Source organism: Halomonas sp. CSM-2 (assembly GCF_002119345.1).
Classification (GTDB): Bacteria; Pseudomonadota; Gammaproteobacteria; order Pseudomonadales; family Halomonadaceae; genus Vreelandella; species Vreelandella janggokensis.
This window is the reverse complement of record NZ_NBYR01000014.1, coordinates 117,688-138,691: the sequence shown is the minus strand read 5'-3', so window position 1 is coordinate 138,691 and position 21,004 is coordinate 117,688. Positions and strand designations below refer to the sequence as shown.

The 21,004-nt window shown below is 56.3% G+C and carries 19 protein-coding genes; 10 read left to right on the top strand and 9 right to left on the bottom strand.

All coding sequences use genetic code 11. The features are described 5' to 3' along the window. Window positions 1-96: 96 nt before the first annotated feature. The 9 genes from B7L15_RS13650 (at window position 97) to B7L15_RS13610 (ending at window position 8,901) form a co-directional block, all read left to right on the top strand. A complete protein-coding gene (locus B7L15_RS13650; protein WP_085919498.1) occupies window positions 97-435 on the top strand; it encodes a TRAP transporter small permease in 339 nt (112 codons plus the stop codon). Window positions 436-444: 9 nt separating this feature from the next. Further along, window positions 445-1,725: a TRAP transporter large permease gene (locus tag B7L15_RS13645; protein ID WP_066316311.1), complete on the top strand. Its 1,281-nt coding sequence runs from the start codon at window positions 445-447 to the stop codon at window positions 1,723-1,725. Between the two features lie 40 nt (window positions 1,726-1,765). After that, on the top strand, window positions 1,766-2,902 hold the full coding sequence (locus B7L15_RS13640) for a mandelate racemase/muconate lactonizing enzyme family protein (protein WP_085919497.1): 1,137 nt from the start codon (window positions 1,766-1,768) through the stop codon (window positions 2,900-2,902). 1 nt (window position 2,903) lies between these two features. Continuing rightward, window positions 2,904-3,767, top strand: coding sequence for an amidohydrolase family protein (locus tag B7L15_RS13635; protein ID WP_085919496.1), 864 nt, complete (start codon window positions 2,904-2,906; stop codon window positions 3,765-3,767). Window positions 3,768-3,821: 54 nt separating this feature from the next. Next, a complete protein-coding gene (locus tag B7L15_RS13630; protein WP_085919495.1) occupies window positions 3,822-4,619 on the top strand; it encodes an NAD-dependent epimerase/dehydratase family protein in 798 nt (265 codons plus the stop codon). A gap of 30 nt (window positions 4,620-4,649) precedes the next feature. Further along, window positions 4,650-5,666: an Ldh family oxidoreductase gene (locus tag B7L15_RS13625; protein WP_085919494.1), complete on the top strand. Its 1,017-nt coding sequence runs from the start codon at window positions 4,650-4,652 to the stop codon at window positions 5,664-5,666. A 116-nt stretch (window positions 5,667-5,782) separates the two neighbouring features. After that, window positions 5,783-6,523 carry a FadR/GntR family transcriptional regulator gene (locus tag B7L15_RS13620; RefSeq protein WP_233337301.1) on the top strand — a complete coding sequence of 247 codons (741 nt, stop codon included), beginning with the start codon at window positions 5,783-5,785 and terminating at the stop codon, window positions 6,521-6,523. A 49-nt stretch (window positions 6,524-6,572) separates the two neighbouring features. Further along, window positions 6,573-8,150 carry an aldehyde dehydrogenase (NADP(+)) gene (locus B7L15_RS13615; protein ID WP_085919493.1) on the top strand — a complete coding sequence of 526 codons (1,578 nt, stop codon included), beginning with the start codon at window positions 6,573-6,575 and terminating at the stop codon, window positions 8,148-8,150. Window positions 8,151-8,298: 148 nt separating this feature from the next. Next, a complete protein-coding gene (locus B7L15_RS13610) occupies window positions 8,299-8,901 on the top strand; it encodes a glutathione S-transferase family protein (RefSeq protein ID WP_085919492.1) in 603 nt (200 codons plus the stop codon). A gap of 15 nt (window positions 8,902-8,916) precedes the next feature. Here the strand turns inward: B7L15_RS13610 and trmB are convergent, their stop codons facing one another. The 3 genes from trmB to thiS are packed head-to-tail and all read right to left on the bottom strand — an operon-like array spanning window position 8,917 to window position 10,685. Continuing rightward, entirely contained in the window at window positions 8,917-9,645 is a 729-nt protein-coding gene (trmB, locus tag B7L15_RS13605) for a tRNA (guanosine(46)-N7)-methyltransferase TrmB (RefSeq protein WP_085919491.1), read from the bottom strand. Between the two features lie 12 nt (window positions 9,646-9,657). Further along, entirely contained in the window at window positions 9,658-10,452 is a 795-nt protein-coding gene (locus B7L15_RS13600) for a thiazole synthase (protein WP_085919490.1), read from the bottom strand. Window positions 10,453-10,463: 11 nt separating this feature from the next. Next, window positions 10,464-10,685 (bottom strand): sulfur carrier protein ThiS, encoded by a 222-nt coding sequence (gene thiS / locus B7L15_RS13595; protein WP_085919509.1) that lies wholly within the window; start codon window positions 10,683-10,685, stop codon window positions 10,464-10,466. Between the two features lie 141 nt (window positions 10,686-10,826). Between thiS and B7L15_RS13590 the strand changes: the two genes are divergently transcribed. After that, window positions 10,827-11,237 carry a DUF423 domain-containing protein gene (locus B7L15_RS13590; RefSeq protein WP_085919489.1) on the top strand — a complete coding sequence of 137 codons (411 nt, stop codon included), beginning with the start codon at window positions 10,827-10,829 and terminating at the stop codon, window positions 11,235-11,237. Here the strand turns inward: B7L15_RS13590 and B7L15_RS13585 are convergent. The 6 genes from B7L15_RS13585 to B7L15_RS13560 form a co-directional block, all read right to left on the bottom strand. Beyond that, window positions 11,188-12,930 (bottom strand): HD domain-containing phosphohydrolase, encoded by a 1,743-nt coding sequence (locus B7L15_RS13585; RefSeq protein ID WP_085919488.1) that lies wholly within the window; start codon window positions 12,928-12,930, stop codon window positions 11,188-11,190. The genes B7L15_RS13590 and B7L15_RS13585 overlap by 50 nt on opposite strands. A 180-nt stretch (window positions 12,931-13,110) precedes the next feature. Continuing rightward, the gene (locus B7L15_RS13580; RefSeq protein ID WP_085919487.1) at window positions 13,111-13,866 is read right to left on the bottom strand and encodes a glutaredoxin; all 756 of its coding nucleotides are present in this window, start codon (window positions 13,864-13,866) and stop codon (window positions 13,111-13,113) included. A 190-nt stretch (window positions 13,867-14,056) separates the two neighbouring features. Further along, window positions 14,057-15,559, bottom strand: a complete 1,503-nt coding sequence (locus B7L15_RS13575) for a methyl-accepting chemotaxis protein (protein ID WP_085919486.1) — start codon at window positions 15,557-15,559, stop codon at window positions 14,057-14,059. A 111-nt stretch (window positions 15,560-15,670) separates the two neighbouring features. After that, a complete protein-coding gene (locus tag B7L15_RS13570; RefSeq protein ID WP_254902946.1) occupies window positions 15,671-18,169 on the bottom strand; it encodes a bifunctional diguanylate cyclase/phosphodiesterase in 2,499 nt (832 codons plus the stop codon). A gap of 201 nt (window positions 18,170-18,370) precedes the next feature. After that, the gene (locus B7L15_RS13565) at window positions 18,371-19,141 is read right to left on the bottom strand and encodes a copper resistance protein B (RefSeq protein WP_254902945.1); all 771 of its coding nucleotides are present in this window, start codon (window positions 19,139-19,141) and stop codon (window positions 18,371-18,373) included. A 9-nt stretch (window positions 19,142-19,150) separates the two neighbouring features. After that, entirely contained in the window at window positions 19,151-20,962 is a 1,812-nt protein-coding gene (locus B7L15_RS13560) for a copper resistance system multicopper oxidase (RefSeq protein WP_085919484.1), read from the bottom strand. Between the last annotated feature and the right edge of the window lie 42 nt (window positions 20,963-21,004).

The following is a 21,004-nucleotide window of genomic DNA, read 5'->3' as shown; positions in this document are numbered from 1 at the left end:
GGGGGGAAGGGGGAAGTGTGTCTGAACGACGGAAAGTGGTTAAAAAGTAGCCGATGTAAGTCGAGCCAGTAGGTGTTTAGTGATGTTACAGCCTGAGTGCGGTACTGGCTGAGGTACTATGAGAAATCCGGGCTAGGGGCAGCGGCAGGTGTAAGGAATCGTAGCCACTTAAGTATCGATTTTATTCGTGAGGGGCTGCCCTCTTTTTGGAACAAGCTTTTCCATGCCATTGCTGATTTTTTTGTTATTGGGTTTGGCATTTTTATGACTTATCAGGGATCGCTATTGGTGCTTAACAACCTGGAGCGGGCCATCCCAATGATTGGTTTATCAGAAAGCTGGAGAGCTGCGCCTTTAGTGATTTGTGGTGTGCTCATAGTCTTGTTTTCTGTTGCCGACATGTTGGGAAGAGTCACTAATAGCCGTCTTAAATAAGGAATTATCATGGGTCTCGCTATTCTCTTCGGGCTGTTTTTTCTGGGCCTTATTGTCGGTGCCCCCGTGGCATTTGCGGTGGGTCTGGCAGCGGTAGTTACCTTTATTTATGAGGGCCTGCCTCTATTTGTGGCCTTCCAGCGCATTTTATCAGGCATCTCGGTATTTTCACTGCTGGCGATACCGTTCTTTATCTTCGCGGGCGAGCTGATGCTCCAAGGCGGCATTTCAGCGCGCCTTGTTCGTCTAGCATCCGCCATGGTGGGTAAAGTCAGAGGTGGCTTAGGGCTGGTGAACGTAAGTTCGTCAATGCTGTTTGGGGGGATTTCCGGCTCGGCGGTGGCGGATACGTCCGCGCTGGGTTCATTGCTGATCCCGGTAATGAAAGAGAAAGGCTACGACGCTGACTACGCAGTCAATGTCACGGTGACCTCTTCTGTCGCCGGTGTGGTGATTCCGCCAAGCCACAATATGATTTTATACGCCGTGGCGGCGGGTGGTGGCATCTCGGTCACTCAGCTATTCATTGCCGGTATTGTGCCGGGGATATTGATGTGCCTTTCACTGGCGGTAGCCGCCTACATCGTGGCGGTGAAGCGTGGCTATAAAGGGGAAGAATTTCCCGGGTGGCAGGCGCTGTTGTTTAGCCTTGTCGCTGCTGTGCCTGGCTTATTGACGGCCGTCATCATTGTGGGAGGCGTACTCTCAGGCGTGCTGACAGTGACCGAATCGGGTGCTTTTGGTGCTATCTACGCTATTTTGGTGACGGCATTTGTATATCGTGAGCTGCGCTGGGAATCGTTTAAAGCGGCGGTGTATCAAGCGGTTAAAACCACGGCATTGGTGATGATATTGGTCGGTTGCGCATCGGCATTCTCCTACTTGCTGGCGCTTTATAACGTTCCGGAACTCCTGATGGGGGCGTTAACGACCATTTCCGATAACCCCATCGTCATTCTGTTGATGCTCAACCTGATTTTGCTCGGGCTAGGCATGATCATGGATATGGCAGCGCTGATTTTGATCTGTACGCCAATTTTCCTGCCGGTGGCAACGCAGTCAGGTATGGATCCTATCCAGTTTGGCGTGATGCTGATGATGAACTTGGGGCTGGGGCTATGTACGCCGCCGGTAGGCACCTGCCTATATGTTGGGTGTGTGGTCGGCAAAATCCGTATTGAAAAAGCGGTGCGCACGATCTGGCCCTTCTATTTAGCCCTGTTTGTGGCGTTGATGCTGGTGACTTATGTCCCCGCTGTCTCGCTGACGTTGCCCGGCTTTTTTGAGTAGTTGTGCCTTTTATCACCGCTTTTAATAAGGAGTCTGCGCTATGAAGGTGCAATCTGTTCGCACACATTTGCTGGATTATGCGTTAGATACCCCGTTTGAAAGTGCTTCGATGCAATTTTCCAGGCGTCAGCACTGTTTGGTCGAGGTTATCTGTGACGATGGCACTGTTGGGTGGGGGGAGTGCCTGGGCCCGGCCAAACTCAACGCGGCTGTCGTGGCTGCTTATGCGCAAAGCTTGGTAGGGCAGGACCCGTTACAAACAGAGCGACTCTGGTTAACGCTTTATAACCAACTGCGTGACCAGGGACAACGAGGACTCACCGTGACAGCGCTTAGCGGTATTGACATTGCACTTTGGGATATTAAAGGCAAACATTTTGGTGTGCCTATTTCCACCCTGCTGGGCGGCAGAGTTCGGGAGAGTGTAAGCGCTTACGCGACCGGCTCATTCCGGCGTGACGGGGTTGATCGCGTATCGGACGTGGCTGAAGAGGTAGCTGGTTATCGTCACGAGGGTTTTCATGCGGTGAAGGTGAAAATTGGCTTTGACGTTGAGGAAGACCTTGCAGTGATTGCCGCCGTGCGTGAAGCCATCGGCCCTGATATGCGTTTGATGATCGATGCCAACCATGGTTACGACGTCTTGGAGGCTGTGGAGGTGGGTAAACGCGCGGCTCAATGGGGCGTCGATTGGTTTGAAGAGCCGGTGCTCCCCGAGCAGCTGTCAGCGTACCGCGCCGTGAAATCAGGTCAGCCTATCCCGGTGGCTGGCGGCGAAACCTGGCATGGTCGCTACGCTATGCAAGCACCGCTAGAAACGCGGGCGGTGGACATCGTTCAGCCAGATATCTGTGGTGTTGGCGGTTTTACCGAGATACGTCGCGTGGCTGATATGGCGGATTTGCACGGCGTGCGTCTTATCCCGCACGTGTGGGGTACGGCGGTCTGTATTGCCGCCAGCCTGCAATTTATGGCGGCATTATTACCTAACCCGCCGCGGCGTGAGCCACGCCCACCCATCCTCGAATTTGACCGTACGGAAAATCCTTTCCGGCAAGCCGTGGTGAAGACCCCGATCGAACACCACCAAGGTATTGTGCAAATACCCGACGGCCCAGGGTTGGGCATCGAGATTGATCGCCAGGCACTTGAAACCTATGCCATGAAGGAGATGTAAATTGGCCCTCATTCCAGATAATACACGCCCGCTCGACGGCCCTAAGCCAGCGTTAGCGACGCCGCCGGGGGCAACCGACTGCCATATCCATCTTTATCTCCCGGGCTATGAGGCACAGCCCGGCGGTCCTCAAATACCAGAGCTTGCCACCGTTGAGCACTACCGGCGCGTGCAAGAGCGTTTGGGCCTTGAGCGCGTTGTTGTGACCCAGCCGAATGCTTATCAATTTGATAATAGTGCACTGCTTGAGAGCCTGAAAATACTTGGCTCAAGTGTGGCGCGAGGCGTTGCCGTGGTAAGCCCCGATACACCCGTAAAGAAGCTTGAGGAGTGGCATGCGGCGGGGGTTCGCGGTGCGCGCATTATGAACTTGCCCGGTGGGGCGGTGACAACCGAACAGATGCACACGGTAGAGCGGCTTATTCGCCCGTTCGGGTGGCACTTAATGGTGCAATTCAATGGCGTTCAACTTGACGATTACCTGGATGGCCTCCATCAGATCGAAAGCGATTACATCATCGATCATATTGGCAAGTTTATGCCACCGGTGCCCGCTGACGACCGCCGTGTCGATGAGATCCTGCGCCTTCTGGACCGTGGCAATGCGTGGTTCAAGATTTGTGCAGGCTATGAGGCGAGTGTCACCGGAGGCCCTCATTATGAGGATATCGGGGCGATTGCCAAGCGTGTTATAGCCCACGCGCCCGAGCGCATCATCTGGGGTAGCAACTGGCCGCATGTAGGGGTACCCCGAGAGCAGTATCCCGACGATGCCGAGCAGCTCGATGTTCTTTTACCCTGGGCAAGCGAGCCTGTCCGGCAAAAGATATTGGCCGAAAATCCGGCCCGACTTTATGGATTCTAGAGGATTTATCGCATTTTTATAGTGTGATTTATTATTTTATTCAAGGAGAACAACATGCTTGAACGTCTTTTAGTGACCGGTGCAGCGGGGGGGTTAGGCAGCAGCTCGCGTCCCTATCTGGCAACACTAGCCAAGCGGGTAAGGCTTTCAGATATTGCAGATTTGGGTACCGCTGATGCGCACGAAGAAGTCGTGCAGGCCGATTTATCTGACCCCCAGGCAGTTAACGCATTGGTAGACGGCTGCGATGGCATTATTCACTTAGGCGGCATGTCGGTAGAGAGTCCTTGGGAGGCCATTCTCAACGCCAATATTATGGGCACCTACCATCTTTATGAGGCGGCAAGAAAGCAGGGAAAGCCACGCATTGTATTTGCCAGCTCTAACCATGCCATCGGCTTTTATCCACGCACCACACGAATTGATACCGACGCTGCGCACCGCCCCGATTCTCTATATGGCGTCTCTAAGTGCTTTGGCGAAGACCTGGCCAGCCTATATTTCCACAAGTTCAATATTGAAACCCTGAGTGTGCGCATTGGTTCATGTTTCCCTGAGCCTGTCGACGCGCGAATGATGACTACCTGGATGAGTGTCGAGGACTTTATGAGCCTACTTGAACGCGCCTTTGTCGCGCCCAAGCTAGGTAACACCATCATCTATGGTGCATCCGCCAACCATGAATCATGGTGGGATAACAGCAAGGTGGCGTTTCTGGGTTGGGTACCGAAGGACAGTTCCGAACCATGGCGCGGTAAAATCAACCAACAGCCTGCTCAGGATCCGGATGATCCGGCGGTTGTGTATCAGGGTGGCAAGTTCGTCGCCGCTGGTCACCCTGATGATGCCTAAGAATGACGGGCAACTAGGCTAGGAATGGATATGCAAAAAATGGCAAAACTCTCGCTTGATGAGGCCTGGACCTTGAGCGTCAACCTTCTCGAGGGTAATGGGTTTGCGGCTGCTCACGCTGAGGCGATTGCTCGCAGCGTGGTGGCTGCCCAACGCGACGAGTGCCACTCACATGGCTTATATCGGCTTATCGATTGCGTGCGCACCCTAAAACAGGGAGGTGTTGAGCCAAACGCTGTTCCCGAAATCATTGATCAGGCACCTAGCGTGGTCCGGGTTGATGCTAAAAGAGGGTCTTCCCTACTCGCGTTCGAATACGGGCGTCACCACTTGGTAGAAAAAACGCGTGCTAGCGGTGTGGCGATACTGGCTGTCAACAATGCGTTCCATTTTTCGGCGCTGTGGCCAGAGGTGGAAGCATTGGCTGAGCAAGGTTTGGTGAGCTTGGCGATGACACCGAGCCACGCCTACGTTGCCCCTGCCGGTGGGGATTCACCTCTGTTGGGGACGAACCCGATTGCCTTCTCATGGCCTCGGCCCGAGGGTCCGCCCTTTACGTTCGATTTTGCTACCAGCGTGGTTGCAAGGGGGGAAGTCGAGCTTCATCGCCGCGCTGGAAAATCACTTCCTGCGGGTTGGGCGCTGGATAATAACGGACAGCCAACCACCGACCCAACGGACGCGCTCGCCGGGGCATTGCTGCCGTTTGGCGGCCATAAAGGCTCTGCGTTATCGATCATGATCGAGTTACTTGCCGGGCCGTTGATTGGCGATCAGTTAGGGCACCAAACACGCCCAGCGGATGGCAGCCGAGAAGGGGGGCCGCAACACGGTGAGTTTTTATTGGCGATAGATCCTGCTCGTCTACTTGGCCCTGAGGCAGAGGCGCGCCTGGCCCAGGCCGAGGTACTGTTCGAAGGGATTATCGATCAGGGAGCTCGCCTCCCGTCACAGCGTCGTCACGAAGCAAGACGCCGCAGTCAGCTTGAAGGCGTCGAAATTCCAGCTGAACTCTATCAAGAGCTGGCAGAGCTAATGAATGGTTAGGATTAAACGGCTAAGTCCTGTGTAATCCTGCCTTGGTGAGGTAAGAACCTTACCTCTCTGATATGATGTATATCATCATACTTTGGGCGAAGACGTTTATGGTCAAGGAAAGCGAAATGACATCGGTTCAAGCTCCCCTCAACGTAAGCAAAGTCGCGAAGCAGGGCAGTCTCTCCAAGCATGTTGCTACGCAGTTGGAGGCCTTGATCGTGCAGGGCACAGTGGCGGTGGGCAATAAGTTGCCCACCGAAAACAGCTTGTGCGACTCGTTCGGCGTCAGCCGCACTGTGGTGCGAGAGGCCATTACCCACCTGAAGTCCCTGGGGCTGGTAGAGACGCGCAGGGGAGTGGGCACCACAGTGCTGCGAGCCAAGGCAGAGGAGCCGAGACCCGCGCAGCATATCAACCCCACGACCGTTGCCGATATTCTGCACTTGCTCGAACTGAGGTTAACCCTGGAGCCTGCCGCGGCGGAGCTGGCGGCGCTGCGCCATGACGACGCCGACCGAGAGCTTCTGAGGGCCCAGCATAACGCCTTCATCAAGGCTCATGCCGAGAAACGGCTGGCGCGGCAAGAGGATTACCTTTTTCACTTTGCGATTGCAAAGGCGACCAAAAACCCCTTCTTTGCATCTTTCTACGAGCAGTGGAGCAAGAGTGTCATTCCCAGGGCCAAGCTGCTCAGTATCGAAATCGACCCTAAATCATCCGACCGTTACCTGGAGCGTGTTCAGGCCGAGCATGACGAGATCATCGAAGCGATTTTGTCGCGTGACGCACAAAAAGCCCGCGACATGATGTTCAAGCATCTTGATCGAGCCAAGAACATGTATGCCCAGTATCGGGACCAAACGTAGCACCATCGGGCATCCAAAGCGCCCGATAAACTAAGCTAAGGAGGAATCTATGACGATCCGTGGTGAAATGCTGATCGGTCAGCAAGCCGTTAGTGGCAATCAAGCCGACATTCATGCGGTTAACCCCGCTACCGGCGAGACGATGGAGCCGACCTACGTGGGAGGTAGCAAGGCAGAAGTTGAAAGTGCCTGCGAACTAGCCGAAACCGCCTTCGCCAGCTACCGCGAGACCGGCCTTGAAGCACGCGCCACCTTCCTCGAAACCATTGCCTCAGAAATTGAGGGCATTGGCGATGAGCTCATCGAGCGTGCCATGGCCGAGACCGGCCTGCCTCGCCCACGCCTGGAAGGCGAGCGTGGCCGTACCTGCGGTCAGCTGCGTTTGTTCGCTTCCGTCGTACGTGCCGGTGAGTGGCTCGACGTACGCATTGACCCGGCACTGCCAGACCGTTCGCCCATGCCGCGGACTGACCTTCGCCAGCGCCATATCGGTCTTGGCCCGGTCGCCGTTTTCGGCGCCTCAAACTTTCCGCTGGCGTTCTCTGTGGCCGGTGGTGATACCGCTTCAGCGCTTGCCGCTGGCTGCCCGGTCGTGGTCAAGGGCCACTCCGCCCACCCTGGTACGTCCGAACTGGTGGGCCGCGCCGTTCAGCGCGCCGTAGCCAAGTGCAACCTGCCTGATGGTGTCTTCTCGCTGCTGTTCGGCTCGGGTAAAGAGATCGGCCAGGCACTGGTCAATGACCCGCGCATCCAGGCCGTTGGCTTCACCGGCTCGCGCAGTGGCGGCACGGCGCTGATGGCAACGGCCCAGGCGCGCCCGCAGCCGATCCCGGTCTACGCCGAGATGAGCAGCATCAACCCCGTGTTCCTGCTGCCGGAGGCCCTAGAAGCGCGTGGCGAGAAGATCGCCGAAGGCTTTGTCGGGTCTCTCAACATGGGGGCCGGCCAGTTCTGTACCAATCCAGGGCTTGTGATTGCTGTTAAAGGCAAGGCGCTGGACGCCTTTATCGACGCCGCCGGCGACGGCGTTAAAGCGAGTATCAGCCAGACCATGCTCTCCCCGGGCATTCATCAGGCCTATGAGCAGGGTGTTAACGCCCTCTCCTCGCATGCCAAGGTACGCGAAGTGGCGCGTGGTCAGGTTGGTGAAGGCGCTAACCAGTGCTGCGCGGGCTTGTTCGTTGCCTCTGCTGCCGACTTCCTTACCGATGAGACCCTGCAGGCCGAGGTATTTGGTGCCAGCTCGCTGGTTGTTGAGTGCGCCGATCAGGCTGAAATGATGCGCGTGGCTACCGAACTTGAGGGTCAGTTGACCATCACCCTGCAAATGGATGATGGCGATGTGGACGCTGCCAAAGCACTGCTGCCGACCCTGGAGCGCAAGGCGGGCCGTATCCTGGCCAACGGCTGGCCGACCGGTGTCGAGGTGTGCCACGCCATGGTTCACGGTGGCCCTTACCCGGCAACATCGGATAGCCGTACGACTTCGGTGGGCAGCGCGGCGATCCATCGCTTCCTGCGCCCTGTTTGCTACCAGGCACTGCCGGAAGCGCTGCTTCCGGATGCCCTGCAAGATGCCAATCCAGAGGGTGTGAGCCGCTTGGTGGATGGTAAACGCGAAGCCTGAGTCAGAAGGTTGTCAACCGTAAACAGACGGTTATATAAGTACTTAACTAAGCGGCCTACGGGCCGCTTTTTTTTGACCTATCGACCTATTGCGTTGCGCGCGTTAGCCACGCAAGCTGCGGTAAACGTGCCCATCCAAGGAGACTCCCATGCAACTCTACCTGAACGCGACCTCCCCCTATGCCCGCGTGGCGCGGGTTTGCCTGTATGAAAAGCAGTTGATCGAGCGCACTGAGCTTTGTTGGTGTGACCCCTGGGCGGCGGATAGCGAACTTTTACAGATTACCCCGCTCAGTCGCATCCCGACGCTGGTCACCGACGACGGTGATGTACTGACCGAGTCGCTTTTGATAGCGCTCTACTTGGATGCTCAAGGCGAAGGGGAGTCGCTTTTGCCACACAAGACATATGCGGAAACCCTGGCGCTGGCCGGGCTTGGCCATGGCCTGACTGACGCGGCGTTCAATGTGGTGATTGGCCGCAAGCACAATGGCCATGAGGTTGATACAACGGTATTGGGCAGCCGCCGCTTGAAAGCCATCGAGCGCACGCTGGCAACGCTTGATGCGCACCCCAGCGTGCTGGCGGGCAATGCGGAGCGTACGCTGGGGGCGATTACCGTTGCTGTGGCGCTTTGCTATATCAGCTTTCGCTTACCGGCCTTTGATTGGCCTAACCGCTTTCCGACACTTCAGGCCTGGCATGCCAAGGTGGTGGAGTGTGAAAGCTTTGCGATGACGGCGTTTGAGTAGCTTTTCAGCAAGCGCCTAGTCTTCCCGACGGTAAATCAAATCCCACACCCCATGGCCGAGCTTTTCGCCGCGGGCTTCAAACTTGGTCAGTGGGCGGAAGGCGGGGCGGGGCACGTAGGGAGCGGTGTCAGCGCCAGCCGTATTGGCATAGCCGGGCGCGTCTTCCATCACGTCTGCCATCCATTCGGCATAGGCTTCCCAGTCGGTGGCTAGATGAAAGGTGCCACCGGGCTTAAGACGGGTGCGAATCAGCTCAACAAACGCAGGCTGAACAATGCGCCGCTTGTGGTGCTTCTTTTTTGGCCAAGGGTCAGGGAAGAACAGCTGAACAGTGGTCAGTGAGCCTTCCGGTAGACACTGTTCCAATACTGCCAGGGCGTCTTCGCGGTAAACGCGCAGGTTGGTGAGGCCGCGTTTATCCGCTTCATCGAGCAGTTTGCCCACGCCGGGGGCGTGCACTTCAATGCCGATAAAATCGGTTTCCGGATGGGTTTCGGCCTGCTCAATCAATGAGTTGCCCATGCCAAACCCGATCTCGACGACGCGAGGCGCCTGGCGGCCAAACAGGGCATCTAGATCTTGGCGGCCGTCGGCGATTGTCAGCCCCAGGCGTGGCCAAACGTCCTCTAATCCACGCGTTTGTGCTGGGGTCATACGCCCGGCACGAATCACATAGCTTTTGATGCCCCGTCGGTGCAGTGGGGCGTCGGCGTTTTCGGGGGCGGTGTCTTTCGTATCGGTCATGGTGTCTCTGTATCAGCCGTTAATCCGGCCAGCAAAAGGCGAAGAGGGGTCGGCGGTCTGGCGGCGCGGCATGCGGCCTGACAAGAAAGCGTCTCGGCCTGCCTGCACGGCAAGCTTCATGGCGTTGGCCATGCGCAGCGGGTCGCGGGCATGGGCAATCGCGCTGTTCAGCAGTACGCCGTCGCAGCCCAGCTCCATGGCCATGGCGGCATCGGAAGCAGTGCCAATGCCTGCATCCACCAGCACCGGCACTTGGCTTTGTTCAATGATCAGGCGCACATTGTGCGGATTTTGAATGCCGTGGCCAGAGCCGATCAGCGAGCCCAGCGGCATGATGGCGCAGCAGCCCATGGCTTCCAGCTCGCGTGCCACAATGGGGTCGTCGCTGGTGTAGACCATGACGTCGAAACCGTCGGCGAGCAGCGTTTCGGCGGCCTTGAGCGTTTCGACCACATTCGGGTAGAGGGTGGTCTCGTCACCCAGCACTTCCAGCTTGACCAGGTTATGGCCATCTAGCAGTTCGCGGGCCAGCCGGCAGGTGCGCACAGCGTCTTTGGCGGTGTAGCAGCCTGCGGTGTTGGGCAGCAGGGTGTAGTGCTTGGGTGAAATCACATCCAGCAGGTTGGGGGCCTCGGCATCCTGGCCCAGGTTGGTGCGGCGCACCGCAAAGGTGACGATTTCAGCGCCGCTTTGGGCAATCGCCGCGCCGGTTTCGTCGACGTCTTTGTACTTGCCGGTGCCTACCAAAAGGCGAGAGCTGAAGTCGCGTCCGGCAACGGTAAACGGTGTGTCAGTGAGTGGCGTCATCATGGATTCCTTTAGCCGCCGCCAATAGCATGGACGACCTCAATATGGTCGCCATCGGCCAGGCGGGTGTCGGCAAGCTGGCTTTTGGGCACGATTTCTTCGTTGATCTCAACGGCAATACGGCGGCCACTGAGCCCTAGTTCTTCCACAAGGTCTGCCGCCGTCGCACCCGCGGCGAGGGAGCGTGGATCACCGTTGAGGGTAAGTTTTATCGACTCATTAGAGGTAGACATAAACTGGGCGCGTCCCATTGTGTGCAACAAAACGTGTGAGTGTAGACACCCTCCATTGTAGCGGTTTCGCGCCGCGCAAGGTATGTGGCAGCGTTAAACTGCACAATGAAAACCGATCAATCGGTAGATAAGGAGAGCAAGGTGCAGCGAACAGATAAAGTGTGGTGGCTTGGGGTAGCGTTTTCAGGCGCGTTGATGGTGTTGTTGGGGGCCTATGCGGCCCATGGCCTCGAGACACGTGCCAGCGCCGAACTTATCAGTGCTGTGGAGACCGGGGTACGCTACCAGGCCTGGCATACGCTGGCCATGCTGGCAGTACTGGTATGGCGCAGCAGCTGCCCAATAGCGGGGCAGCACTGGGTGCTGGTGCTTTGGAGTCTGGGTATTGCGGGTTTTTCTGGCTCGCTTTATCTGATGGCACTGGCGGGGCTTAATCTGGGTATTGTGACCCCCATCGGCGGGCTGCTGCTGGTGGCAGGCTGGCTGGTGCTGGGTGGGGTGGCTATAGGGGCTGATTTTTCAGCACGCCCACCCCATAATCCAGGGGGTTGACGATGCCTTCTAGCTTGCCGATCTGCGATAAGTCACCATGGGTGATGACGCTGCTGATGTTGGTGTCAGGAAAGCGCAGGTTCTTGACCACGTGAACCTGGCTCGGCATGCCCTTGCCGTTGATGTCCATGACCCAGGCAAGGAAGCCACCCGAGAACTTGGCCAAGCTACCAATCGGGTATAGGCCATAGGTTTGGATATATTCCACCAGAACGGTTTTTTCGTAGGCGGCGTCTGTTTCATGAATCCTACGGTAGGCATCAATGGGCGCTCGTGGTGGGACACCGTTACGCGTATGAAGCAGTTTGTTAATCGCCTTGATGACGGATACGAGCCTAACCGTTTCCGATAGCTGTTCACCTCGCTTGCCCGCCGGGTAGCCGGAACCGTCCAGGCGCTCGTTGGCATTCTCGATCACATCGCGGCAGATGGGGCTGGGGGTCCAGTTCAGCTCATGCAGCTTATCAAGTAGCTGCTGGACATGGCCGCTGAGAATATCCTTCTGTGCCGGGGTCATGTTCACCTTGAGCGACGGCAACTGCTCGCTGATCAGCAGTGGCTTGCCCATGGTGTGCAGCAAAGCACCCAGTGCAGCCCCTCGCACCTGGGGGGCATGCGGGTCGCGAATCACCAGCATATCGATGAGTTGACCGGTCACCTGCACGGCGTGTCTAACCCAGTCTGGCTCATTGCGCAAAAACGCCAGGGCATAAAGGAAGGTCTTGCGATCCTGTTCGACAAGATAACGCAGGGTATCGACGCAATCGTAGAAGATTTCAGCCGGAAACATCTGGCGGGTGTTCATGTACATCAGGCCCACTTGCAGCTGATGAGAGACGTCCATTACACCGCGCTCCATGGGCGACTGGTGAGCGTGCTTATGCCGTTCTTGAGCTTCGCGTTGCTGGATCTTCTTCTCCTTCGTACCTGGAATAAACAAGGGGGAGTGATAGACCATTTTGTCGTTCGTACCGGTACGGTAGGCGACCTCTCGTTCTGACTCATTCACGTAGTGGAACAGGGATTCCGTCTGGGACGTCGATAGATGGGTGAACTGAATACCGATCACTGCATAGCCGTGGTGGCCGAAGGGGCGTATATGGCGGATATTGCCTTCGCTAAAAAAGCTATCGCCGTTGGGAAACGAAAGCGTTACCCCGGGTATTGCTTGATCAACGCCCATGGCGATACTGTCTGCCAGATCAATGTCGACCATGCAGCCCCCGATAGACAGGTTACGTAGCCTGCCTGGCACATTGAGTTCATGCGAATAGACCTCAATGCCAACACGGGTTTGCATGCCCAGAATAAAGGGGATTCGAACGGCACCCCGGTTTTCTTTAACGAAAACTGTTTCCGGCAGCTGGCACTCCAGGCAATACAGCGTACTGTCTGTTTTGAGCAGCTTGACGGCAACATTACTGAGGCTATATGTCTCGCGCTCAGTGGCATGGGGCCCTTTCAGCGCTTCCAGGTCAAAGCTTAGGCTGTCGCTGGTTAGGTAGCGCTCAATATCTGATCCAGCGTATTCCACCTCTAGTACCATGCGCCCATTACCCAGGTTCAACTCAATAACCTCTGCCTTCAAGACATAGGGCATGTCACTGGAATATATAGATAGCTCATGGGCATGCTGAAGCAGTGAACGAATCACGCTTGCCGAGGGATTTTCGTGCAGGGTAGGAGCCACCATGTGAAATGCCTAAGTTATTAATTATTATTCGCCTATTTTCACGATATAGGTCTTTTTCTTTATGTAACTAAGACTATATAGACTTTGATTAGTGGGGCAATCACCCCAACGGTAAATTTTTGTCCCTCATCGCGGCTTTAGGCACTTGGGGGTGGCTCATTTTAGGCTTGGAAACCGACCCTACCCCGCTAGCATACGCAGCGGCATCCACAGCCCCATGGCGATCATCACCAGGTTTTCGGTGAGCGAGACAAAGCCCAGCGGTACATTACTGTTGCCGCCCACGCAGGCACATTTCAGCTCGCGCTTGTCGATGTAGACCGCCTTGAACACCGATACTGCCCCGACGGTGCCGACAAACAGCGCGAGCGGCGCGGCCAGCCAGATAAGTGCGCCCGCCAGCATCAGAAGACCCGCCAGCGTTTCGGCGTAGGGGTAAAAATAGCTGTAGGGGACATAGCGCTGGGCCAGCAGGTCGTAATTCAAGAACATGCTGCTGAAACTTTCGACATCCTGAAGCTTTTGCAGACCCAGCAATACCATGGCGGTGGCAACTGCGTATTCCGGCATGCGCGCCGTGATTAACGAACCCTGGGCGGCCCAGCTAATAGCCAAGCCAATCAGCAGTGCTGTGGCGAAAATCGCCAGCACCGGACGGTAAGTCGTACCTTTGGCGTTGGGAACGCTCATCCCCAAATGCTCACGCAGCTCTTCGTAGCCGCCGATACGTTGATCACCGATGTATACCTGAGGCGTAGTGTCGACGTTCTCCTGGGCTTTAAAGGCGTCAATCTCATCGCGGGATGTTAGCGTATGGTCGTCAACCTCAAAGCCTTTGCGTTTGAGTAAATCAACCGTCTTCAAGCCGAACGGACACATGTGCTCGGCGGTTTTCATCCGGTAAATCCGCGCGATTGGGTGTGTTGATGATGGCATGGCAACCTCCTTATTTTTGCCTGAACAGGGCGATAGGCATAGCGTCTAAAAACCATAGCTCTTGTAAACCCTGGCTCTTATAAACATAGCCCTTGGGGTTGCCTTCAGGTCAAGCCTTTGAGGCATACTTGACCGCTCAACAGCCCGATAAGGGCCGTCGAAAGGCTAAGTAGCTAAATACGATTGGCGGTTAGGCCACGGCAGGCGCGATAAGCATTTGCTTGTTGGTCAGTGAGGAAGGGGACGGAAGTGTGAAACCACTCACTGCTTGCATCATGGTGTCTGCCGTATCGGAGAGCTGTTCTGCCATGCGATGCGAGTTATCCACTGCTTCGCGGGAAAGCTCCAATGCATTATAAATTTCGTTAACACTTTGCTCTAACTCTTCAACGCCCTGGTGCTGCTGCTGGACGGCGTTATCCATATTGGTCAAGCGAATTGCTACTTGCTCGAAGCCTTGTATAAGTGACTGGGTGGTATTGGCGATGGTGGATGTTTGGTCAACGCCTTGTGAGACCTGATCAGTGGTGTCGGCGATAGTCTGGCGTATCCGAGACGCGGTGTTCTGGGTATTCTTCGACAGCGTACGAACTTCGTTAGCCACCACGGCGAAGCCTCGCCCGTGCTCACCCGCTCGAGCAGCTTCCACGGAGGCATTCAATGCCAGAAGGTTGGTCTGGAAGGTAATGTTATCAATTTCGCTCAGCATTTCGTGAATGTTGCTTGCGTGGTGTTTTAGCAGGCGCATCATTTCGCGCATCTCTTCAACTTGCTCGCCGTTTTGTCGCGCGACCTTTTCAGCATGAGTGGCCAGTTTGCGAATTTGCTGTGATTCTTCGGCGGTTTCGCGTGTCGTCGCAGCGAGTTCTGCGGTACTGGTGGAGATACGCTCAGTTTGACTGCTGTTGCGCGCTGTTTGCGTGCGTAGTTGTTCTTGGGCAACAAAAAGCTGCTGACTGTAGTCAGTGACGTGGCTGGCCGTCGCTTGGGTTTTGCGCAAACTCTCAGCAACCTGGTCGCGCATGTTAACGACGGCGGCAACTGCGGGTAACTTCTGTTGTTGGTCGCTAAAGGCCATATCCAAATTGCCGGCACCAGCGGCGACGGCAAAGCGGCTGACGTAAAGGCCTTCTTTCACCATGCTTTCCAGCACCTTGGCCAGGTAGCCGAGAATGACCACCTGAACCACGACGGCACCGCCATGCATTAGCAAGCAGTAGAGTAAATCTGCAAAGCCGTGACTGCTGCTCCCCTCTGTCATGCTTTGCATGTCGCCCATACTGGTATACAGCTGAACCACCCCCTGGTATTGAAGCCAGGTAAACAAGGTGTGATGTAGCGCGATCACCAGTCCACCAAAGGCAATAACCCGCCAGTCGCTGTAAAGAATCAAGACGGCGAGCAAGATAAAGATACTGAAGTGGGCTTCGATCAACCCACCACTTTGCTCGATCAGTACTGCCGACCAGGTCATCATTACAGCGGCTTTGACGAACCCATTAAGAAGGTGACCGTGCCATCGGTGTTGGACAATGTACGTCAGCGGTAGGGTAATCAAGCCTGCAATGAAAGTAAGTAACAGGGTTTGGGTGAAAATACCCACCACCACGCATAACAAAACGATAAAGCCTAGTGGCAACCACATGAGCCTGTCGGTGCGTGCTATATGGTTGGAAAGGGATGCATCTGCCATTGTTATAGTGTCCTTGCCTATTATGAGAAGCGCCTGTGACTGCTAAATATAAACAGTTACTGTACATTAATTGTACAAATTGTATTTGCAACAATGAGAAAAGTACAATGATTAATTATTGAGCAAGGTTGGCGTGGCCTGCTGACCGTCTTCGAGTATGGCGCTTGATAGAGCTGCCGCCGTGCAGGGGCGTCCAAACAGAAAGCCCTGATAGATATGGCAGCCCAGTTGAGCGAGCACCAAGCGTTGGTCATCGGTTTCCACGCCTTCGGCCACCACCCTGAGCCCCAGGCTTTGTGCAAGGGCGATGATGGTCGCGGCAATCGGCGTGGCTTGCATCCCCAGGGCCAGATCTCTGACGAAGGCAATGTCGATTTTAAGCGTATCGAGGGGCAATACCTTGAGGTAGGCCAGCGATGAATACCCCGTGCCGAAGTCATCCAGAGCAAAGCTGACACCCTCATGTTGTAGCTGCTGCATCTTTTTGATGGTGCCCTCGGGGTCGCTTAATAGCAGTGATTCGGTAAGCTCCAGTGTCAATCGTTCGGAGGGCACATCATGTTGTTGAATGACCGACATCACCTGGTCGGCAAAGTCAGGCTGCTGGAACTGACGCACGCTGACATTCAATGATAGCTGAAGCCCTTGAAGCCCGGGGATATGACGCCACTCGCCCAGCAATCGACAGCCTTCCTGCAATACCCAGTGCCCCAATGGCAGAATAAGCCCGGTCTCCTCGGCGATGGGGATAAAGTGCCCTGGTGAAATCATGCCGCGCTCAGGGTGCTGCCAGCGAACCAGGGCTTCAGCGCCAATCACTTGCCTGTCGGCATCGACCTGAGGTTGGAGATAAAGGCATAGCTCATTGTGGTCAATCGCGTGTCGCAATTCGCGCTCAAGGCTTAAGCGCTCTTCCAGCTCGTCTTCCTGTGCTTGTTGAAAGAGTCTGGGTTTCCCATCCCGCTGGCGTTTGGCTTCCAGCAGGGCCAGACCGGCTCGTTTGAACAGCTGCGGTGTCGGTTCCCGGTCGAGGGGCTGGAAGATAAGCACGCCAACATTAAGCTTGCACGGATAGGGATGGCCTTTTAGCAGGTAGCCAGCGGTCAGCGACGCCACTATCTCATCAATGAGACGCATCATTTCCTGCTCGGCGTTGGGAGCTTCTCGGCAGGCAAGTGTTCCCACCAGGGCAAACTCGTTGCCGTCCAGCCTGGCGACCTGCCACTCAGCCTCTACCCATTGTTGAAGGCGCTCGCCCAGTTGGCGTAGCAGCTCATCGCCAATGTCTTGCCCCAGGCTGTCGTTGAGTACCTTGAAGCGGTCAATATCAAACAGCGCCAAAAAAGCGTACGGGTGGGTAGGCGTCCTTGACGTGCCTATCTCGGCGAGGCGCTCCTGCAGCGCCCGACGGTTGGGAAGCTCTGTCAGTATGTCGTGATAGGCGAGGTGGCGAATACGCTCCTGGGCCTGCTGTTCTTTCGAGCGGTCGCTGAGCAGCGCGACGTAGTCACGGTCGTTACTGTCAGCATAGGTGACGCGGCTAACGCTCAGCCAGGCGGGAAAGCCTTCACCGTTGGCATCCAGGGCGGTGATCATGCCGCCCCATTCCCCCTTTTTTGTCAATGCTTGGCGTATGTGTTGGCTGAGTGCGTGGCTGTCTTCGGCATAGTCGAGTTGTGATATCGACATGCCTTCAAGCTGATGACTGCTGAGGCCTGCCAGCCGCTCAAACGCCGCGTTGCACAGGCGAATTCGAGCCTGCTCATCGAGCAGTATCACGCTATCCTGCAGTGCTGAAATGACTTCGAGCAGACGCGTCTGTGTCATGTGTTCATGGCGCTCGCTGGCTTGAAGCCGCCGCTGTACCCGGGTAGCCACTAACGTCAGCAAGGCGGTTAATACCGCGACGCCACCAATCAGATAAATAATCCAGTGGGAAGCGGGTGATACCGAAGGCGATACGGCATCGGGGGTAGGTACAAACCAGGCCGCGTGCATGGCGACATAATGCATCCCGCACACGGCGGTGGAGAAACACAGCGCCGCGATAAAGGCGCAGGTTCTGGCACGTTTTATGCCCCATTCATGCTGGCAAAGACGGTAGGCGTAGACGCATGCTATGCCCAAGCTAACTGCGACCAGCAGCGATAACAGGAATAGGACCTGGGAGTGATGTAACTCGGCGGGCATACGCATGGCCGCCATGCCGGTGTAGTGCATGGCGCCAATGCCCACACCCAGGCCGAGTCCTGCCAGCACCAATGGGCGGTTAGGCGGTGTTTCACGGGAAAGCGTTACCATGACACCAAAGCTACCCAGAATGGCGGGCACAATGGACGTCAGAGTAAGCAGCGGTGAATGGCTTACTGGAAAATCAAGCTGATAGGCGTGCATGCCAATAAAGTGCATGCTCCAAACGCCCAGTCCCATGGCGCTGGCCCCAGCGCATAGCCAGCCGAGCCGCCAGGCAGGGTTAGCCCCTCTTCTGACGAGCTTAATGATATCCAGGCCAGCGTAAGAAGCTGCAAGGGCGACCAGCCATGAAACCAGCACCAGGAAAGTATCATGTTCTCCCTGAACCGCGTTTAAGGCGCTAGGGTCTGACAACATGTTGAATAGCATTTATAGACCGCAGACCCTTTGGCTGTTGAATATATCTAATATCGACACATAGCTTGTGATCTGTAATAGATTTGTTTAATAGCGTTTGAAACGCCGCCTCAAAGACGCCAAAACCTTAACACGTAAAACACCCCAACGGTGCCAATGCAACGCTGGGGTGTTGGTTAAATGGAATGTCTTTGCTGTGGCTTAAAACATTAGCTTCACACCGGCGACAACGCCGGTATTTTCGGTGTTGTCGCCGCTGGCGCGTGAGAGGTCTGCGGTGTCACCGTATTGTTTCTCCCAGTAGGCACCAACGTAGGGGGCGAAGCGGCGCGTCACTTCGTAACCCAGCCGCAGGCCAGCGCGAACGGAGTTCAGCCCCTTGCCAACCCCAAATTCTTCCACCTCATTGGCGGCCAAGGCAATTTCGGTGCGTGGCTGTAGGTAGAGTCGCTGGGTCAGGCGCACGTCGTACTCTCCTTCGAAGCTTGCCGCTACATTCCCCTCATCGCTAACTTGCAAGGCAACATCAGCTTCGATGCCGTAGGGCATTACGCCCTGCAGGCCAACGACACCATAGGTGCGCTCAGCATGGTCATTGGAAAATACACCGCCTTGGTAACCGATACCGCCCTGTAGTTCCCAAAAGTCGGCCACCAGGCGGCTGTATAGGAGCTCCAGTGACTCGAGCTCGGCGTCTTCGCCGTCACCCTGAACGTTTTCGCCTTCCGATTTAAGGTAAATGCGGTTGATGTCTCCGCCGTACCAGCCCTGAAAATCCCATACCACGGCGTCTAGGCCTTTGTCGGGCACGGCGTATTCCAGCCGATCGAACAGCGCCATACCCATGTTGTGTTCCATCATCGGCGAGGGCCAGTCAGCCGGGGCGTCGTAGCTGTCTTCGGCGTGGACGCTGGTGGCCGCCGCCATGGCCAGCACTGTGCTGGCGCAGGACAAGTAGTGCCTGATATTCATACGGCCTCCTTAAGAAACTTGCACAACGCGGAACATGCCAGCGTCCATGTGATAGAGAAGGTGGCAATGGAAAGCCCAACTACCCTCGGCATCCGCGGTGATCAGCGCTGACACCCGCTCGCCGGGCTTGACGTTTAGGGTGTGCTTGCGCGGAATCAGCTCGCCTTGGCCGTTTTCCAGTTCCATCCACATACCGTGGAGGTGGATGGGGTGCTCCATCATGGTGTCGTTGACCAGGATCAGGCGCAGCCGCTCGTCCTTCTCGAAGTGGATGGGTCCGTTCACTTCGCTGAATTTCTTGCCGTCGAACGACCACATGTACCGTTCCATGTTGCCGGTCAGGTGTAGCTCCATCTCGCGCCCGGGGGCGCGCCGGTCGGGCCATGGAGTGAAAGCCTTCAGGTCACGGTAGACCAGCACGCGGCGCTCATTGGGGTCGATGCCAATGCCCGGCTGGTCGTAGCGTGAGCCCGGCTGGGCTTCACCGGCGGCCAGGAAGCCGTTTTCGAGGGTCTTCGCTTTCTCCTCCGCCATACCGCCGCCATGGTCCATGCCAGCGTGATCCATATCCTCCCTCTCACCGTCGGGCATGTTGGAATGGTCCATACCTTCCATGTCACCCCCAGACATTCCGGAGTGGTCCATACCCTCCATACCGGAATGATCCATGCCGTGGGCGCCCATGGCTTCCATGCCGCGGTCGGCAATATGGCGTCGTTCAGGGATGTCGGCCAGCATGCCTTCACGCGGTGTCAGGGTGGCGCGGGCGTAGCCGCTGCGATCCATGGATTCGGCGAAGATGGTGTATGCTCGGTCGTCTTCAGGTGAAACAAGCACATCGTAGGTTTCCGCCACGCCAATACGGAACTCATCAACGGGAACGGGTTGCACCGGCTGGCCGTCGGCGGCCACCACGGTCATCTTTAAACCGGGAATGCGCACATCAAAATACGACATGGCCGAGCCGTTGATCACCCGAAGGCGCACCCGTTCACCGGCTTTAAATAGTGCGTTCCAGTTTTCCTCCGGCGAATGACCGTTGAGCAGATAGGTATAGGTGCTGCCGGTGACATCGGCAATATCCCGCGAACTCATACGCATTTGGGCCCACATGCCACGCATCTCGGCGGTTTGTGAGAAACCTTTATCGCGCACATCGGCAAAGAAGTCAGCGACCGTGCGTTCCTGGAAGTTGTAATAACCTTCCATGGTTTTCAGATTACGAAATACCGACATCGGGTCTTCAAAGGTCCAGTCGGTGAGCAGTAGCACGTGCTCGCGGTCGTAGCGGAAAGGTTCACGCTCGGCGGCGTCGATAATCAACGGCCCGACATGGCCAAGCTGTTCCTGCATGCCCGAGTGGCTGTGGTACCAATAGGTACCGTTCTGGCGAACCGGGAAGCGGTAGGTATAGGTCTCGCCCGGTGCGATACCGGCAAAGCTCACGCCGGGTACGCCGTCCATTTCCGGTGGTAAAATCAGCCCGTGCCAGTGAATGGACGTTGGCTCATCCAGCAGGTTGGTGACACGCAGGATGGCATCCGTGCCTTCCTTGAGGCGTATCAGCGGGCCGGGGCTGGTGCCGTTGATCGTGAATGGGCGTGCGTCCTGGCCGTCGATGGCAAGCGATTCACGGCGAATCGCCAGTGAGACATCGGGACCCTCTTCTACTCCCTGGGAGTAGACATTTGATTGACCCCAGGGGTTGGCCCAGGCAGGGGTCAAGCCCATGGCGGCGGCAGAGCCAACCCCCAGCGCGGCACCCGCTTTCAGCACCTGGCGGCGTGAAAGCGGGTGAGAAATAATACGTGAGCGTGACATGTGTGGCTCCCATCGATGGCGATTACTCATCTTGATGGAAGA

Bases quoted from the DNA above. Each gene is read 5' to 3' on its own strand.
- B7L15_RS13585 (WP_085919488.1), bottom strand. From the start codon at position 12,930: ATGGTGGCTCCTACCCTGCACGAAAATCCCTCGGCAAGCGTGATTCGT.
- B7L15_RS13640 (WP_085919497.1), top strand. From the start codon at position 1,766: ATGAAGGTGCAATCTGTTCGCACACATTTGCTGGATTATGCGTTAGAT.
- B7L15_RS13580 (WP_085919487.1), bottom strand. From the start codon at position 13,866: ATGCCATCATCAACACACCCAATCGCGCGGATTTACCGGATGAAAACC.
- thiS (WP_085919509.1), bottom strand. From the start codon at position 10,685: ATGTCTACCTCTAATGAGTCGATAAAACTTACCCTCAACGGTGATCCA.
- B7L15_RS13625 (WP_085919494.1), top strand. From the start codon at position 4,650: ATGCAAAAAATGGCAAAACTCTCGCTTGATGAGGCCTGGACCTTGAGC.
- B7L15_RS13600 (WP_085919490.1), bottom strand. From the start codon at position 10,452: ATGACGCCACTCACTGACACACCGTTTACCGTTGCCGGACGCGACTTC.
- B7L15_RS13565 (WP_254902945.1), bottom strand. From the start codon at position 19,141: ATGAATATCAGGCACTACTTGTCCTGCGCCAGCACAGTGCTGGCCATG.
- trmB (WP_085919491.1), bottom strand. From the start codon at position 9,645: ATGACCGATACGAAAGACACCGCCCCCGAAAACGCCGACGCCCCACTG.
- B7L15_RS13615 (WP_085919493.1), top strand. From the start codon at position 6,573: ATGACGATCCGTGGTGAAATGCTGATCGGTCAGCAAGCCGTTAGTGGC.
- B7L15_RS13570 (WP_254902946.1), bottom strand. From the start codon at position 18,169: ATGTTGTCAGACCCTAGCGCCTTAAACGCGGTTCAGGGAGAACATGAT.
- B7L15_RS13630 (WP_085919495.1), top strand. From the start codon at position 3,822: ATGCTTGAACGTCTTTTAGTGACCGGTGCAGCGGGGGGGTTAGGCAGC.
- B7L15_RS13620 (WP_233337301.1), top strand. From the start codon at position 5,783: ATGACATCGGTTCAAGCTCCCCTCAACGTAAGCAAAGTCGCGAAGCAG.
- B7L15_RS13575 (WP_085919486.1), bottom strand. From the start codon at position 15,559: ATGGCAGATGCATCCCTTTCCAACCATATAGCACGCACCGACAGGCTC.
- B7L15_RS13560 (WP_085919484.1), bottom strand. From the start codon at position 20,962: ATGTCACGCTCACGTATTATTTCTCACCCGCTTTCACGCCGCCAGGTG.
- B7L15_RS13610 (WP_085919492.1), top strand. From the start codon at position 8,299: ATGCAACTCTACCTGAACGCGACCTCCCCCTATGCCCGCGTGGCGCGG.
- B7L15_RS13645 (WP_066316311.1), top strand. From the start codon at position 445: ATGGGTCTCGCTATTCTCTTCGGGCTGTTTTTTCTGGGCCTTATTGTC.